This window comes from Bacteroides hominis, from assembly GCF_033042785.2.
Lineage (GTDB): Bacteria > Bacteroidota > Bacteroidia > Bacteroidales > Bacteroidaceae > Bacteroides > Bacteroides hominis.
The window spans coordinates 180,705-195,273 of record NZ_CP178829.1; the positions used below are offsets into that span (position 1 = coordinate 180,705).

The following is a 14,569-nucleotide window of genomic DNA, read 5'->3' on the forward strand; positions in this document are numbered from 1 at the left end:
AAGGGTTAATAAATTTACGATTCAATTATTCATTCTTCTGCGTTTCAGAAGAGACTTGTGAATTTCCGGCAGCTTTGTCTGCAGCCTTTTTACGTTTCTTTTCAAGACGCTTCACAACCAGAATATCAACTCCCAAAACCATCAATAAAGGGATAGCAAACCAAAGGAGTACATAACCGATCGTATGCACATCGCTCTCTTGTTTCTGTTTTCCCAGTTCAAGGTTTTCCAGTTTGTCAGTCAGGGCATATTCATCAGGCAATTCACTATCACTCCATTTATTTAAAATGGTACCTTCTTTAATCAGCATCAGTCCCGGATTGGAACGTATCATCGTTTTCAACGTAATATCATCCATCAGGCAGAACGGATATTCCGCTCCGGTTTTATCTTTCCATTGTTCTATCTGATAATCCAGCGAAGAGGTCAGGCAGTAAAAGCCATAACCATGCTCTACCGCATAATCATAAATCTCATTTATCAGATCGATGTTACTGTCATCTGCCTCTTCAATCCGATGGGCTACCAATAAGAATGTATAGTTTTTATCTGCCAGTACTTTATCTGTAATATCTTCACCTGTTTCAAGATTAGTCATTGAGAAATCATGGATAGAAGGCTCATAACCTTTCTCTTTCACAATGGTCCGCGCTTCAATAAATTTCCAGGTACTATCGGGATAATTTTCCAACGAGAACTCTTTCTTTTCACCATTCTTCTCCAACACGAAAACACTCTCGTAAACCGTCGGCTTTGCCCCTGCCGGGATACTCATGTTTTCCGGAATATTCTTCCCTATCTTATAAGGACGAAAATCCAGTATCGGCAAGTTGCCCAGACAATAGAACGAAAGCGCAAACACAAACAGGAAAGTATATAGAGATACGAGCCATTCCATCTTAGCACTGATAAAACGGATCATCTGATGCTTCCACCGGAAAACGGAAATTGCTGCAATCAGCAGAATAACATTCTTCCAAAATGTTTGCCAGTTTGTCAATACCCAGGCGTCACCGAAACAACCACAATCGGATACCGGATTAGCCAATGCCAAATACAGAGTAAGAGGAGTCATACAGATCATCAGCAACAAAGCCAACCAGGTAGCGGTTGTTTTCCGGATACCAAAAAACAGAAACACACCTACCGAAAACTCGACAGCTGACAAAACAATACCCGCCAACAAAGGGAAAAAGGCCGGAAACCACGTTCCCATCCCGAAAGCATCCAGATAATCTTGTATCTTATATTCCGATCCCAACGGATCGACTGCTTTCACGAATCCTGAAAAGATGAACACCCCTGCCAGCACGAAGCGGCACAGATTGGTCCATACTTTCTGAATAATATGTAGCTCCTTATCCTTCAAATTCTATCTTAATCAATCCGAAAACAGAATAGTTAATCATATCCATGTAATTAGCGTCAATGCCTTCTGATACCAATGTCTGACCGGCAAGGCTCTCTATCTGCTTGGTACGATAAATCTTCATCAGTATCAAATCAGTATACGAGCTAACGCGCATACTGCGCCATGCCTCATCATAATCATGATTCTTGGCAAGCATCAATTCCAATGCTTCCTTTGCATGCTTATCGTATAAAGCCAATGCTTCATCTACTGTTATATCAGCCGACTCTGCATATCCGAGTTCCAATTGTATCAACCCGATAATACCATAGTTGACAATAGCAATAAACTCGGAACGGATTCCTTCGTCGACAAGAGTCACCCCTTTTACTTCAATACTACGAATACGGTTGGCTTTGATAAATATCTGATCTGTTACGGAAGCAGGACGCAGAATACGCCATGCAGGACCGTAATCATGCAGTTTCTTAGAGAATAGGTCACGGCATAATGCTATGACATGTTCAAATTGTTGCCTGGTATCTTTCATTTCCTTACAAATAGTGTGCAAAGGTAACAATAATTAAAGAAAAATGAAAAGAGGGCACTCTAAATAATATTAAAGTGCCCTCTTCCGCCTATGTAATATAACTATTATGAACAGCGCAATACTTGACCCGGACGAAGTGTTGTCTTCGTGGTAATACGATTCAACTTGCAAAGTGTGCTAACTGAAACACCGCGCAGTTTAGCGATTCTGGACAAACTGTCGCCTTTCTTAACCTTGTAATATCTGATTTCGCCGTCCGATGCTATATTAGTATCATGTGAACCGGCTTTGTTACGTTCGTAACCTCTTGTTTTTCTGAATGTATATGTATCGGCAACGATATCCTGTTTCGGGAAGTCGAACATTAATGCAGGATTGATGGCAATACCCAGGAAACGGGTCTCAAAATGTAAGTGAGATCCCGTTGAACGTCCGGTATTTCCTCCCAAGGCAATAGGTTCACCGGCTTTTACCAATTGGTTCTCTTCTACAAGCTGTTTGGATAAGTGACCGTATACGGTTTCCAGTCCATTGTCGTGACGAATAACGACATATTTACCATAACCTCTACGTTCATACTTCACAATACGCACCTTTCCGTCGAAAGCAGCTACAATGGTATCTCCAATGTTCACTTTGATGTCAAGTCCATTATGCATTCTTCTCCAACGTGGTCCGAAGGGAGAAGTGATACGGGTACTGGGAGTAGGCATATGGAAACCCGTGAGATCGATTGTATAAGAATCGGGAATTATAGCATCCTTTCCGTAAGCATGTACGTACTGGTTGTTCCAATTAGGATACAGACTCAGTGCAGGATATTCAGACTGTTCTGCGCGAATCTGTTTCTGCAATGCTAATGAATCTACACTTTTTAATTTTCTGTCAATCGGTGCCTGACGGGCAATCAAATCCTGAGAAAAAGAGTTCAGGCTGATCATAGCCGCAGCGGCAATCATTACTGTTTTAATGCAATTGAAATTCATTCGTCTTGTTTAATTCAATTCAATCAATATTCGTCATTTGCATACAGGTAGTCAAAAGTAGCCTGTTTGTAATCGAATATTTCTTCCGGTTTAAAGAATCTGTTTAATTCGACAACTGCGGTTTCCGGCGAATCAGAGGTATGAACAATGTTCTCTTGAAAGCTCATACTATAATCTCCGCGAATGGTCCCCGGGGCTGCCAGACGTCCGTTAGTTGGTCCTGCCAATGCACGAACGGCTTGAATAGCATCCACACCTTCAAAACAACAAACGATAACGGGAGCCGTCATCATAGAATCTTTCACTCGCTGAAAGAATGGTTTCGAACTAAGGTGTGAATAATGCTCACTTAACACTTCATCTGTCAACTGCATCATTTTCATTCCTGCCAAACGCAATCCTTTACGCTCAAAACGACGAGTAATCTCGCCAACCAGTCCTCGCTGAAGAGTACAAGGTTTCAGAATGACCAATGTTTTTTCCATCATAACGTACAGTTTCAAAAGGTTAAAGTGCTCATTTATTTTAAAATTCCCCCAAAGATAGCATTTCTAAGCGAAACGGCAGGTATCCTCTTAACTATTTTTTATAAGGATAAATAGCAGAATTAAAGAAATATTTCTCTAAACCTCCATAAACAGAGGAAATAAAGAGAAATATGTTATGCAACATGTTTATGTAAAAAAGCTACATGTTTAACCGTTTTTCAGCTAATGGCAGCCCAGTTAACATTCGTCTTGCGCAATGCTTTCAGCTGCCGCCATAGAATTTCATTCTCCGGCAACACGCCGCCCGGATCGGCATCCGTTATTTCTTCTGCGATATTACGCACGTATTGCAAGAGTTGACCGTCACGGGCAATATCCGCAATCTTTAAGTCGAAAGCAATACCACTTTGCTGTGTACCTTCCAAGTCACCTGGTCCCCGGAGTTTAAGATCGGCTTCAGCTATTTCAAATCCGTCATTGGTGCGTACCATTATTTCCAGACGTTTCCGGGTCTCTTCAGTCAGCTTATAGGTAGTGACCAGAATGCAATATGATTGGTCGGCTCCACGCCCTACCCGGCCACGCAACTGATGTAACTGTGAAAGTCCGAAGCGTTCGGCATTTTCGATAATCATCACCGAAGCGTTAGGCACATTCACTCCTACTTCAATCACTGTAGTAGCTACCATAATCTGCGCTTCACCCGAAATAAAAAGTTGCATCTGCGCATCTTTCTCGGCAGGTTTCATTTTGCCATGCACTTTACAAACCTTACAGTCGGGAAACTCCTCACAAATATGCAAATACCCTTCTTCAAGATTTTTCAAATCAATCTTTTCACTCTCCTTAATCAAGGGATATACAATATAAATCTGGCGCCCTTCTTCAATTTGTTTACGTACCGAACGATATAAACTTTCTCTCCGGTTATCAAACTGGTGAATAGTAGAGATCGGCTTACGTCCGGGAGGCAATTCATCTATGACAGAGACATCCAAATCACCATAAAGTGTCATTGCCAGCGTACGTGGAATCGGAGTAGCAGTCATAACCAATACATGGGGCGGCTGAATACTCTTGCTCCACAGTCTGGCACGCTGTGCCACACCAAAGCGGTGTTGTTCGTCAATTACGGCCAATCCTAAAGAAGCAAAATTTACAGTATCTTCAATAACGGCGTGGGTACCGATCAATATATGTACATCTCCGGTCAGGAGTCCCGCAAGGATAGCTTCCCGTTTCTTTCCTTTCACCGAACCTGTCAGGAGTTCCACCCGCACATCCATTCCAAACAACAACTCTTTGATTGTATCGTAATGTTGGTTAGCCAAAATCTCAGTAGGCGCCATCATACAAGCCTGAAAACCATTATCAAGGGCAATCAGCATACTCATCAAGGCCACCAGTGTTTTCCCACTTCCCACATCCCCCTGCAACAGACGATTCATTTGCTTTCCGCAACCGACGTCCTGCCGGATTTCTCTCAAAACTCGCTTTTGAGCCCCGGTCAGTTCGAAAGGAAGATTCTTAGAATAAAATGTATTGAAGATTTTACCGACTGTTTCAAAAACATAACCGCGGTATTTACGTTGCCGGTCTTTGGCATATCTCAGAATATTGAGCTGTACATAAAAGAGCTCTTCAAACTTAAGACGATATTGCGCCTTCCTCAACAGTTCCGGATTAGAAGGAAAATGAATATTCCGTAAAGCTTCCGTCAAAGGCATCAGATGATGGTCGGCAATTAGTTTAGGTGAAAGTGTCTCGGGCAAAGGCTCCTGAATCTGTCCGATAATGGTTGCCATCATCTTTTCAATGGCATGGGAGTTGAGAAAGCTACGTTTCATCTTCTCCGTTGTATTATAATAAGGTTGGAGTCCCATTGATGACAATTTCAAATCAGCGGGATTATCTATATCGGGATGGGCTACGTTAATTCTTCCGTTAAACACGGTCGGCTTACCAAAGATAATATATTCTTCGTGAAGTTTATACTTACCTGTGACATACTTTATACCCTGAAACCACACGAGGTCAACGACTCCTGTGCCATCCGAGAAATGTGCTAATAATCTTCTCTGCCGCCCTTCACCAAAAGTTTCAAAGCCAAGTATCTTTCCCTTCAACTGTATATACGGCATATTACCATCTATTTCATGAATGTAATAGATGCGACTCCGGTCTACATATTTATAAGGAAAATAATAGAGCAGATCATGCAATGAATAAATCTCCAACTCTTTATTCAGAACCGCAGCTTTTTGCGGACCAACACCGGATAAGTACTTTATGTCTCGTGTAGCTAAATCGAACATTACAACAAGGCTGAAGCTACTTTCAAATCAAATGGAGTAGTTATTTTTATATTTTCACGGTTTCCCTCCACCAGATGGACAGGAACTCCCATAGCCTCTACCACGGAGGCATCATCAGTAAAAAAGGGAGTAAACTCTTGTTCATAAGCTCTTCTCAGTAAATCGGCATCGAATACCTGGGGAGTTTGAACCAGTTTATAATCATTACGGTTTACAGTCTCACTGCCTGATCCTGTGAGATGGCGCACGGTTTCTACAACATCGATGACAGGAATTACGGCTTTTCGCACAGCAGCTTCCCGGAAACAACGGGCAATCACTTCCTGCGATACGAAAGGACGAACACCGTCATGCACCCCCACCATACCACTGATACCGTTTATCAAAGCCAATCCGTTTTTAACCGAGTGGAAACGGGTTTCACCTCCATCGGCAATTTCATGCCTGATGTTAAATCCATGCGTTTCACACAGTTCCCGCCAAAACCCCTGCTGTTCCCGGGGCAATACGAGAATAAGCTGCATTCTCTTATCGAATCGATGAAAAGCTTCCAACGTATGCATCAATACAGGCTTTCCGCCAATGGGAAGAAACTGTTTGGGAAGTTCACTTCCCATGCGGAGTCCCTTCCCCCCGGCTACAATCAAAGCAGTCCGATACATAGGCTTAACGTCTTACGCACATGGCCTCTACCAGCTCGTTTACTTTTTCCTTGCCTAACAATGTATCTACAATAGTCAATGCAAATTCCATCGCAGCACCCGGTCCCATACCGGTAATGATGTTACCATCTCTGACAACCGGCTCGTTAGTACACTCCGCACCTTCCAGGTACTGTTCGAAACTGGGATAACAGGTTACTCTGCGACCTCTCAGAAGTCCCAGTTTTCCAAGTACCATCGGGGCGGCACAAATAGCGGCAATAGGCTTGTTTTTCTCCGCAAAGCTAAGAATTAACTTACGCAACCCTTCATGTTTGTCCAGAGTGGCAGCACCCGGCATTCCTCCCGGCAAAAACAGCAACTCAGCATCAAAGAAATCACAATTCTCAAAATTCTTATCGCAAAGCACAGATACATCATGCGCACCGACTACAATCTCGTCTGGCGTAACAGATACAATTTCTACATCTAAACCAGCGCGTCTCAATGTATCAATTGTAGTAAGCGCTTCAATTTCTTCAAATCCGTCTGCGAAAAATGCATAAACTGTTCCCATAATCTATATCATTTAGATGTTATAAACTCAAAGCCCACCTTTCTAAAAACACGGTACTTTAAGCATTAATTATTTCAAATTAAAATAATAAGTAATCGTTCCAGTCTGGTTGTTTACTCCGTTTACGGCATTAAAACGTGCTTTTTTAGCCGCATCTTCAGCAGCTTTACGCAAAGTCGAATTTACCGTGTTAGTCAATCGGTTGATACTGGTAGCAATCACATGACCAGCTGGATTCACGGTAATAGAAACAACTACTCGCCCTTCTTCCTGAACGTTGTATACGGGACGGGGCAAACCTCCCTCTCCTATAGAACGTCCGCCAAGATTAAATGTTCCATATCCCCCGACTCCGGACTTTGCTCCGGTCGACGAATTGCCATCTTTACTTCCTTCTACTCCTTCACCCGAAGTAGCACTACCTTTGCTTCCCCCCATCTGCGAGCCTTTACCAAAGGCACCGGCTACTCGTTTACTGGCAGCTTCTGCAGCGGCCTTGCGCTCACGCTCTGCCCTTTCTTCAGCAAGTTTTTTAGCTTCGGCAGCCTTTTCTTCGGCTGTTTTTTCAGGCTTCTTCTCTACTTTCGGCTTCTCCTTCTTAGGCTCGACCTTGGGTTTTATAGCAACCGTTTCTTCTTCGGTCTGCGTAATCATTTCCTGTTCGGCTTCCACTTCGGGTACGGGTTGCGGAGCCGGCACTTCTTCAGGCATTACTTCCACGTCCACCATAGTGGAGGGATCATAATTTCCATAAGCCGCATCCACATCTCCCATCATCACCGGTACACCGCCGGCTTCTTCGTCCGGACGTGGAACAGCAAAACTTACCAGAATCAAAAGAGCAATAATAGCCACATGCACCAACAATGCACCCAACGCCCCTATATATTCACTCTTTCTTTTTATGTTCATTTCTTCCTTGTTTCCGGCGGGCGGGTAGCCAGCACCATTTTAAAATGATTCTCATTCGCGATATTCAGCACCTTAACGATCTCACGGTAAGGTACAGTTTCATCCGCATAGAGAGCAACATACATCTCAGGTTCTTTATCCGCACAGCTTTGCAGGAATGGAGTCAATTCCTCCAAGCCTAAAGCATGCTCTTTTTCATTACCGAACGCTGCATAATAGTTCAGGTCCTTATCAATGATAACTCTTGTCAACGGTTTAGCCGAAGTTTGCTGTTTGCCTTGTGGCAATAACACTTTAATCGCATTGGGCGACACAACAGTTGAAGTTATCATAAAAAAGATAAGCAACAGGAATATGACGTCCGTCATAGATGCCATACTAAAGTTGGGTGATATTTTTGCTCGACGCTTTAATGCCATAAAATAATTCTTCAATATGCCAATATGTCAATGTGCCAATTGGCTACGCACTCTATTTTATCTCAGCACCTTATTTCTGTGCAGGTTCATTAAGCAGGTCCATAAACTCCATGGTTCTGGACTCCATCTTATTGACCACTCTGTCTACCAGCATCACCAGATAGTTGTAAGCAAACATAGCAATAATACCGACAATCAGACCACCTACGGTAGTAATCATAGCTTCATAAATACCTCCTGAAAGCAGTGTGATATCAATATTACCGCTTCCGGCATTTGCCATTTCATAAAAAGCCCGCACCATACCGGTTACTGTACCCAGGAAACCGAGCATCGGAGCACCACCTGAAATAGTAGCCATCACAGTCAGGCCTTTTTCCAACTTAGCCACCTCAATATTTCCCACATTCTCAATAGCAACCTGTACGTCATTCACCGGACGTCCCAGACGGCTAATCCCTTTTTCGATCATACGGGCGGAAGGGGTATTCATCGTTCGGCAATAATTAATAGCCGACTTAATCTCACCACTATGGATATAGTCTTTGATCTTCTCCATAAACATCGGATCTTCCTTACCGGCTTTTCGGATCACATAGTTACGTTCAAACAGGATGTAGAAACAAACTACAGACAGTACTCCCAAAACAATCATAATCCATCCACCCTTAATAGCCATATCAAGCATATTCATTTCAGCCGGAGCAGATACAGGAGTCAGTACAGGGTTGGCCGATGCAACGGAATCAGCCAGGTTGGTAGCCACTTGGGCTAATAGTAGCATTGCATTCATTAGCGAAGACAGTTTTTATATTCCTGAATGGTACGTTCCAATCCCAGATACAGCGCATCACTTATTAAAGCATGACCGATAGAGACCTCGTCCAGCCAGGGTATGTTTTTATAAAAGTAATTCAGATTCAATAAACTCAAGTCGTGACCGGCGTTCAGACCAATTCCCAACCGGCGGGCCACTTTAGCAGCTTCAACAAAAGGAGCAACAGCCGCTGCCGGATCTTTCGGATAAGCAGTAGCATAAGGTTCGGTATATAGCTCTACACGGTCGGCACCTGCTTTTGCCGCATACTCAATCATTTCCGCATCGGCTGCCACAAATACAGATGTACGGATACCTGCTCCGTTAAACTCGTCCAAGACTTCCGTCAGAAAATCAAAATTAGCCTTTGTATCCCATCCTGAATTAGAAGTTATCTGAGAAGGATCGTCCGGCACTAAAGTCACCTGATGAGGTTTCACCTTCAACACCAAATCGATAAACTCCGGAGAAGGATATCCTTCAATATTAAATTCAGTCCGAAGCAACGGACGCAAATCATACACATCCGAACGACGGATATGACGTTCATCCGGACGTGGGTGAACCGTTATGCCGTCAGCACCGAAACTCTCACAATCCAACGCCACCTTAACCACGTTCGGAACATTTCCCCCACGGGCATTCCGAAGGGTAGCCACTTTGTTTATGTTCACACTTAATTTAGTCATAGTTCTATGTCTTAATATAATACGGACCTTTTACCCATATGTTTTGCGCAAAAGTACAAATATTAGCGATAAGATAACAGCAATACCGAAAAAAAATCCCAAATTTGCGACACACTAGAAACTTTTATCAACATGAAATTTGCCATTTTCGGAAATACATACCAAGCCAAGAAGTCTTCACATGCTGCTACTTTGTTCAATTTGCTCGAAAAACATGGAGCAGAAATCTGTGTATGCAGAGAATTTCATCGTTTCCTGAAATCCGACTTAAAACTGAACGTCAAGGCGGATAATTTGTTCGATGAAGACTATTTTGATGCAGACATGGTGATCAGTATCGGCGGAGATGGTACTTTTCTAAAAGCGGCACGACGGGTAGGTAACAAAGGAATCCCTATTTTGGGTATCAATACCGGACGATTAGGATTCTTAGCAGATGTATCCCCGGAAGAAATGGAGGAAACGATTGAAGAAATCTACCAGAACCATTATACAGTTGAAGAACGGAGTGTACTCCAATTGCTTTGTGACGACAAACATTTGCAAGATTCACCTTATGCGCTCAATGAAATAGCCGTATTAAAACGGGACAGTTCATCCATGATCAGTATCCGTACTGCTATTAACGGAGCACATCTCACGACTTACCAAGCTGACGGGCTCATTATCGCCACTCCAACAGGTTCCACTGCATATTCGTTAAGCGTAGGTGGTCCTATCATTGTTCCCCATTCCAAAACCATCGCAATTACTCCGGTTGCTCCACACAGTTTAAACGTAAGGCCTATAGTGATCTGTGATGACTGGGAAATCACTTTAGATGTAGAAAGTCGTAGCCACAATTTCCTGGTTGCAATTGACGGCAGTAGCGAAACCTGTAAGGAAACAACCCGCCTCACAATCCGGAGAGCTGACTATAGCATTAAAGTAGTAAAACGCTTTAATCACATCTTTTTCGACACTCTTCGCACTAAAATGATGTGGGGAGCTGACAGCAGAGTATAATATTTCATTTATCACTAATAACAGGGAGGCTTTTCTCATAGCCTCCTTGACTTTCGCCATTAGGGTTCTGTCCCACACAGCTTCTTTTAACCAGAAACATTCCGAATAAAGCTGATAAAATGATTGACAGGGGATGTTGTTTATCCGGAAGAGTAAAGTTCTTTATTTATAAACGAGTGCATCAGTTCGGTTGTTATCCTCCCTCCTTCTTTTCCTACGTCTATAAACAAGTCATCCCCTCGTGTCTTCTGACCCGAGGGGATGAACTCTCTGAAAAAAACGGCGACTACCTACTCTCCCACTGTTACGCAGTACCATCGGCGTGATCAGGCTTAACTTCTCTGTTCGGAATGGGAAGAGGTGGAACCCTGATGCTATAGTCACCTGAATAAGGCAGACATAATGTACAAAAGTAAACTTAGCCGTCTATCAAACCGATAGTAAAGCTAAACGGATATATAAACCATAAAAGACAATAAAAGAAAGTCATCGGGCAATTAGTAACGCTCGGCTGTGATGTTACCACCTGTACACCTGCGTCCTATCAACGTTGTAGTCTACAACGACCCTAAAAGAAATCTAATCTTGTGGCTGGCTTCGTACTTAGATGCTTTCAGCACTTATCCAATCCCGACTTAGATACCCGGCAATGCACCTGGCGGCACAACCGGTAAACCAGAGGTCAGTCCAACACGGTCCTCTCGTACTAGTGTCAGAGCCACGCAAATTTCATGCGCCCACGATAGATAGAGACCGAACTGTCTCACGACGTTCTGAACCCAGCTCGCGTGCCACTTTAATGGGCGAACAGCCCAACCCTTGGGACCTTCTCCAGCCCCAGGATGTGACGAGCCGACATCGAGGTGCCAAACCCCTCCGTCGATATGAGCTCTTGGGAGGGATCAGCCTGTTATCCCCGGAGTACCTTTTATCCTTTGAGCGATGTCCCTTCCATACGGAAACACCGGATCACTATGCTCTAGTTTCCTACCTGATCGACTTGTAAGTCTCCCAGTCAAGCGCCCTTATGCCATTACACTCTGCCGCCGGTTACCAATCGGCGTGAGGGCACCTTTAGAAGCCTCCGTTACACTTTTGGAGGCGACCACCCCAGTCAAACTACCCACCAAACAGTGTCCTCGCAACAGCGAGTTAGAACTCAAATAATCAAAGGGCCGTATTTCAACAGCGACTCCACAAATACTGGCGTACCTGCTTCAAAGTCTCCGGCCTATCCTACACATCAATTACCCAAATTCAATGTTAAGCTATAGTAAAGGTTCACGGGGTCTTTTCGTCCCATCGCGGGTAATCGGCATCTTCACCGATACTACAATTTCACTGAGCTCACGGTTGAGACAGTGTCCAGATCATTACACCATTCGTGCAGGTCGGAACTTACCCGACAAGGAATTTCGCTACCTTAGGACCGTTATAGTTACGGCCGCCGTTTACTGGGGCTTCAATTCAATGCTTCTCTTGCGATGACATCTCCTCTTAACCTTCCAGCACCGGGCAGGTGTCAGGCTGTATACGTGATCTTTCAATTTTGCACAGCCCTGTGTTTTTGTTAAACAGTTGCCTGGACCTATTCTCTGCGCCCTCCCGTCACCGGGTAGGGACCCTTTATCCCGAAGTTACAGGGTCAATTTGCCTAGTTCCTTAACCGTGATTCACTCAAGCGCCTGAGTATATTCAACCCGACTACGTGTGTCCGTTTGCGGTACGGGTACCATTAAGATTAAGTTTAGCGGATTTTCTTGGGAGTATGTTTACACGCACTATTACCGTTTTCCGAGGAAATTGGTATACTATCAGGTTCGACTCTTATCCCGGATTTGCCTGGGATAATCAACATCTACACCCTTTAACGGACTATTCCGTCAGTCCGCGGCGTTGTCACTCCTCCGTCTCCACGTCACTCTTAATGCTAGTACAGGAATATTAACCTGTTCTGCCATCGGCATCACCGTTCGGCTGAGCCTTAGGACCCGACTAACCCTGATCCGATTAGCGTTGATCAGGAAACCTTAGTCTTGCGGCGAGGGGGTTTCTCACCCCCTTTATCGTTACTTATACCTACATTTGCTTTTCCACACGCTCCAGTAAAGCTCACACTTCGCCTTCAACGCAGAGTGGAATGCTCCCCTACCGATACTTACGTATCCCATAGCTTCGGTAAAACACTTAATGCCCGATTATTATCCACGCCAAACTCCTCGACTAGTGAGCTGTTACGCACTCTTTAAATGAATGGCTGCTTCCAAGCCAACATCCTAGCTGTCTTAGCAATCTGACTTCGTTAGTTCAACTTAGTGTTTATTTGGGGACCTTAGCTGATGGTCTGGATTCTTCTCCTTTAGGACATGGACCTTAGCACCCATGCCCTCACTCCTGAGATCGAACTAATGCGCATTCGGAGTTTATCAAGACTTGATAGGCGGTGAAGCCCTCGCATCTTATCAGTCGCTCTACCTCACATTAGTAATTCTCAAGGCTGCACCTAAATGCATTTCGGGGAGTACGAGCTATCTCCAAGTTTGATTAGCCTTTCACCCCCACCCTCAGGTCATCCGGAAGCTTTTCAACGCTTATCGGTTCGGTCCTCCAGTTAGTGTTACCTAACCTTCAACCTGCCCAAGGGTAGATCACTTGGTTTCGCGTCTACTCCTTCCGACTATCCGCCCTGTTCAGACTCGCTTTCGCTTCGGATCCACATCTCAAGATGCTTAACCTTGCCGGAAAAAGTAACTCGTAGGTTCATTATGCAAAAGGCACGCCGTCACAGCATAAGCTGCTCCGACCGCTTGTAGGCGCATGGTTTCAGGGACTATTTCACTCTTCTATTCGAAGTGCTTTTCACCTTTCCTTCACAGTACTGGTTCGCTATCGGTCTCTCGGGAGTATTTAGCCTTACCGGATGGTCCCGGCTGGTTCACGCAGAATTCCTCGTGCTCCGCGCTACTCAGGATACCACTACGCTTCAGTTACCTTAGAATACCGGGCTATCACCGTCTATGGCGCGACTTTCCAGTCGCTTCTTCTCAATAACTTTCTTGCGAGAGCGTGGTCCTACAACCCCACACATGCCGTAACACGGGTGGTTTGGGCTATTCCCCGTTCGCTCGCCACTACTAGGGGAATCATTATTTATTTTCTTTTCCTGCAGGTACTAAGATGTTTCAGTTCCCTGCGTTAGCCTCCAACTTGGTTGGATGACATTCCTTCAGAATGCCGGGTTGTCCCATTCGGAAATCTTCGGATCAAAGGTTATTTGCACCTACCCGAAGCTTATCGCAGCTTATCACGTCCTTCATCGCCTCCGAGAGCCAAGGCATCCGCCATGCGCCCTTATTTACTTTCTTTTATCGCCAGGTTCATCTCCTTTTCTTAAAAAGGATCTGAACCAAATGGTTCGATATATACTTTTAGCTCTTACTAAATTTACTTTTTTTGTACATCATGTCAAAGATCGTATGATAACATTCAGCAACTTGCGTTGCCAGCGTATCAATGGTGGAGAATAACGGATTCGAACCGTTGACCCTCTGCGTGCAAGGCAGATGCTCTAGCCAGCTGAGCTAATCCCCCAATCATACAAGATATCAATCTCGTCTTGGTAGTCCCAGGCAGAGTTGAACTGCCGACCTCTACATTATCAGTGTAGCGCTCTAACCAACTGAGCTATAGGACTAGTTCAACCGTGTCCTGTTTTTAGACTCGGCTTCTGTTTTTCTCTTGTTTATCTCTATCTATATTGCTATAGATGGTCGATCTATATTCTATAAATAAACAAGTACCAGTAGTACAATTTTAGAA

General features: G+C 44.2%; 12 protein-coding genes, 2 tRNA genes and 2 rRNA genes. 1 reads left to right on the forward strand and 15 read right to left on the reverse strand.

All coding sequences use genetic code 11. The features are described 5' to 3' along the window. Positions 1-25 precede the first annotated feature (25 nt). The 11 genes from R3O62_RS00840 to R3O62_RS00890 form a co-directional block, all read right to left on the reverse strand. Positions 26-1,369: a BT_3928 family protein gene (locus R3O62_RS00840; RefSeq protein ID WP_022011063.1), complete on the reverse strand. Its 1,344-nt coding sequence runs from the start codon at positions 1,367-1,369 to the stop codon at positions 26-28. Continuing rightward, positions 1,359-1,901 (reverse strand): DUF1599 domain-containing protein, encoded by a 543-nt coding sequence (locus R3O62_RS00845; protein ID WP_005781613.1) that lies wholly within the window; start codon positions 1,899-1,901, stop codon positions 1,359-1,361. The genes R3O62_RS00840 and R3O62_RS00845 overlap by 11 nt, the downstream gene beginning before the upstream one ends. A 104-nt stretch (positions 1,902-2,005) precedes the next feature. Next, the gene (locus R3O62_RS00850) at positions 2,006-2,887 is read right to left on the reverse strand and encodes a M23 family metallopeptidase (RefSeq protein ID WP_005781615.1); all 882 of its coding nucleotides are present in this window, start codon (positions 2,885-2,887) and stop codon (positions 2,006-2,008) included. Positions 2,888-2,910: 23 nt separating this feature from the next. Continuing rightward, complete coding sequence (ndk, locus tag R3O62_RS00855; protein WP_005781616.1) at positions 2,911-3,375, reverse strand: nucleoside-diphosphate kinase; 465 nt, start codon at positions 3,373-3,375, stop codon at positions 2,911-2,913. 218 nt (positions 3,376-3,593) lie between these two features. Next, positions 3,594-5,690 carry an ATP-dependent DNA helicase RecG gene (recG, locus tag R3O62_RS00860; protein ID WP_122143640.1) on the reverse strand — a complete coding sequence of 699 codons (2,097 nt, stop codon included), beginning with the start codon at positions 5,688-5,690 and terminating at the stop codon, positions 3,594-3,596. Beyond that, entirely contained in the window at positions 5,690-6,352 is a 663-nt protein-coding gene (locus tag R3O62_RS00865; protein WP_032531416.1) for a 2-C-methyl-D-erythritol 4-phosphate cytidylyltransferase, read from the reverse strand. The genes recG and R3O62_RS00865 overlap by 1 nt, the downstream gene beginning before the upstream one ends. 4 nt (positions 6,353-6,356) lie before the next feature. Continuing rightward, positions 6,357-6,908: a DJ-1 family glyoxalase III gene (locus R3O62_RS00870; protein WP_005808664.1), complete on the reverse strand. Its 552-nt coding sequence runs from the start codon at positions 6,906-6,908 to the stop codon at positions 6,357-6,359. A 69-nt stretch (positions 6,909-6,977) separates the two neighbouring features. Beyond that, a complete protein-coding gene (locus R3O62_RS00875) occupies positions 6,978-7,820 on the reverse strand; it encodes a cell envelope integrity protein TolA (RefSeq protein ID WP_005808666.1) in 843 nt (280 codons plus the stop codon). Further along, positions 7,817-8,239 (reverse strand): ExbD/TolR family protein, encoded by a 423-nt coding sequence (locus tag R3O62_RS00880; RefSeq protein ID WP_005808668.1) that lies wholly within the window; start codon positions 8,237-8,239, stop codon positions 7,817-7,819. Before R3O62_RS00880 ends, R3O62_RS00875 begins: the two co-directional genes overlap by 4 nt. 70 nt (positions 8,240-8,309) lie before the next feature. After that, on the reverse strand, positions 8,310-9,032 hold the full coding sequence (locus R3O62_RS00885; RefSeq protein ID WP_005781627.1) for a MotA/TolQ/ExbB proton channel family protein: 723 nt from the start codon (positions 9,030-9,032) through the stop codon (positions 8,310-8,312). Continuing rightward, positions 9,032-9,745 carry a pyridoxine 5'-phosphate synthase gene (locus R3O62_RS00890; protein ID WP_005781628.1) on the reverse strand — a complete coding sequence of 238 codons (714 nt, stop codon included), beginning with the start codon at positions 9,743-9,745 and terminating at the stop codon, positions 9,032-9,034. The genes R3O62_RS00885 and R3O62_RS00890 overlap by 1 nt, the downstream gene beginning before the upstream one ends. A 132-nt stretch (positions 9,746-9,877) precedes the next feature. Between R3O62_RS00890 and R3O62_RS00895 the strand changes: the two genes are divergently transcribed. After that, positions 9,878-10,750, forward strand: coding sequence for an NAD kinase (locus R3O62_RS00895; RefSeq protein ID WP_005781629.1), 873 nt, complete (start codon positions 9,878-9,880; stop codon positions 10,748-10,750). A 277-nt stretch (positions 10,751-11,027) separates the two neighbouring features. On the opposite strand, the gene rrf is transcribed toward R3O62_RS00895, so the two are convergent. The 4 genes from rrf to R3O62_RS00915 form a co-directional block, all read right to left on the reverse strand. Further along, a 5S ribosomal RNA gene (gene rrf, locus R3O62_RS00900) occupies positions 11,028-11,138 on the reverse strand. Between the two features lie 89 nt (positions 11,139-11,227). After that, positions 11,228-14,115: ribosomal RNA gene (locus R3O62_RS00905) — 23S ribosomal RNA — on the reverse strand. Positions 14,116-14,264: 149 nt separating this feature from the next. Further along, positions 14,265-14,341, reverse strand: a tRNA-Ala gene (locus tag R3O62_RS00910). A 26-nt stretch (positions 14,342-14,367) separates the two neighbouring features. After that, positions 14,368-14,444: transfer RNA gene (locus R3O62_RS00915), tRNA-Ile, on the reverse strand. Between the last annotated feature and the right edge of the window lie 125 nt (positions 14,445-14,569).